This window comes from Microbacterium sp. BF1, assembly GCF_019279095.1.
Lineage (GTDB): Bacteria > Actinomycetota > Actinomycetes > Actinomycetales > Microbacteriaceae > Microbacterium > Microbacterium maritypicum.
In genome coordinates, this window is record NZ_JAGYWT010000398.1 from 1 (window position 1) to 2,320 (window position 2,320).

At 68.2% G+C, this 2,320-nt stretch carries 1 protein-coding gene and 2 pseudogenes; all 3 read right to left on the reverse strand.

Annotated features, from left to right (window positions below; genetic code table 11):
• Positions 1-196 precede the first annotated feature (196 nt).
• Complete coding sequence (locus KZA10_RS12715) at positions 197-1,093, reverse strand: aldose 1-epimerase family protein (RefSeq protein WP_218683057.1); 897 nt, start codon at positions 1,091-1,093, stop codon at positions 197-199.
• A gap of 68 nt (positions 1,094-1,161) precedes the next feature.
• A pseudogene (gene tyrS, locus KZA10_RS12720) lies at positions 1,162-2,100 on the reverse strand (tyrosine--tRNA ligase); the annotation flags it as partial.
• A 94-nt stretch (positions 2,101-2,194) separates the two neighbouring features.
• Positions 2,195-2,320, reverse strand: a pseudogene (locus KZA10_RS12725) (radical SAM protein); the annotation flags it as partial.

The following is a 2,320-nucleotide window of genomic DNA, read 5'->3' on the forward strand; positions in this document are numbered from 1 at the left end:
GCCGCACGCATCGCAGCTCACCCGCCGCGAACTGCGCGAGCGCGGGGAGTAGCCGCGCTCGGGTGGTGATCACCTCCGCAGAAAGGCCCCGGATCCGCATCCAGATGCGTGATTCGGGGCCTTTCCACGTGATCGTCGAGGAGGTGCTCACTGCTGCGGCCCCGCAACGAGCCGCCCACAGCGCAAGCGGCCGGGCTCAGGACAGCGTGATGCCCCAGTGCAGGGTCCAGGTCTCGTCGGGGGAGAGGCGACGGATGCCGAGGCCGCTGTTGAACGCATCGGCGGGCGCGGTCATCGGCTCGATCGCGACCGCGAGGCTCTGCCCGGGATAGGCGGGCGTCGTGTACACCTGCACGTAGTCGAAGCCCTCGCCCTGCCAGAGCGTGACGCGACGACCGTCCGGCGCGGTGAGCGAGTGGCGCACGCGCCCGTCGGGGTCGCGTGCGAGATCGGTGAATCCGGTGTCGAGGGTGACATCCCCCAGGCGCACACCTTCGCGCAGCTCGGGTCCGACCGGTCGGGTGCCGGTGGGGAGCATCCGCTCGTCGGTCTCGAACGCCGCCTCCGCGGGCACCCGCAGCACGAGGTCGTGCGGATCGACGTCGCCGATCGTCACGAACGGATGCGTGCCGAGGGCGACCGGCGCCGGCGTGCTCGAGCGGTTGGTGAGCGTGTGCGTCACCTCGATGCCGTCGGTGGTGAGGGCGTACGTCGCGGTCGTCTCGATCAGGTACGGGTACCCGGTCTGGGGGACGATGTTCGCCCGCAGCACGGCTTCGCTGTCGGTGTGCGCCACCTCGTAGGCCGTGAATCGCAGCAGGCCGTGGCTCGCGTTGCGCAGCTTCGGCTCCGTGATCGCGAGCCTTCGCGTGGTGCCCTCGTCGTCCCACTCCCCGTCTCGCACCCGGTTCGGCCAGGGGGTGAGGACCACGCCGGAGCAGGCCGGGGTGGGCAGGTCGTACGGGTACGGCGGCACGAGGTCGACACCGCCGATGCGCAGCGAACGCAGGGATGCGCCGACCTGAGCGATCTGCGCGTCCACCTCGCCGAGTCGGAGGGTGATCTGGGCGCCGGTGGGGGAAGCGGTACTCACCTCGTCATCGTACGGCCACCATCGGGTCGGCAGTCTCTCAGGCGCGTCGGCTACACTTGACCGGTCGGCTTCGGATGGGCAGCGCGACGGAACGGCTCCGTGGCCACGAGCTCCGCGTACTCCTCGATCTCGGACCTGCTGAGGAAGGTGAAGACCTTCAGGCGGTCGATCACGTCGCCATCCGCCGTGCTCAACCAGAACTGGTACATCCGGTACGGACTGCACATCTCGGCGTCGAGCCAGATGGCGTTGCCCTCGCTCTTGCCGAACTTGGTGCCGTCGCTGTTCGTGATCAGCGGGGTACCGATGGCATGCACCGACACTCCCTCGGAACGACGGATGAGGTCGGTGCCGCTGGTGAGGTTGCCCCACTGATCCGACCCGCCCGTCTGCAGCACGCAGTCGTACTGCCGGTACAGCTCGAGGAAGTCCATGCCCTGGAGGATCTGGTAGCTGAACTCGGTGTAGCTGATGCCCTCGTCGGAGTTCAGTCGCGCAGCGACCGCATCCTTCTTGAGCATCGTGCCGACGCGGAAGTACTTGCCGATCTCACGCAGGAAGTCGATCGCACTCAACGGTGCGGTCCAGTCGAGGTTGTTGACGATGCGGGCGGCGTTGTCACCCTCGAAGCTGAGGTAACGCTCGACCTGCGCCCGCAGGCGTCCGACCCACTCCTCGACGGTCTCCCGCGTGTTCAGCGTGCGCTCGGCTGTGGGACGCGGGTCGCCGATGAGTCCAGTCGATCCGCCGACGAGACCGAGCGGCTTGTGGCCGGCGAGCTGGATGCGACGAAGAGTCAGCAGCTGCACGAGGTTGCCGAGGTGCAAGCTCGGCGCCGTCGGATCGAACCCGCAGTAATACGTGATGGGGTCTCCCGCGAGCAGGGCGCGCAGCGCCTCCTGGTCGGTGGACACATGGACCAGGCCACGCCACACGAGTTCGTCCCACACGTTCTCGAACGTGGGGTCGATCGCCTGGGGTGCGGTCGTCAGAGCGGGAGTTGACACGCGTTCCAGGCTATCAGCGCACCGCAGCTCAGCTGTGCGCGGCCCACCACACGAGGAACGCCGCGCTGAGCGCGATCACCCAGCTCACCAGGATGAGGATCGAGATCGGGGTGCCGGACGCGGCGAGGGTCTCGATGATGCCAGGCATGAGCTTGTACCTGCCCTCGGCCCGCTGGTACGGGTCGGTGTTGGTGCCGAGGGCGACGGTCTCGTGCTCCCA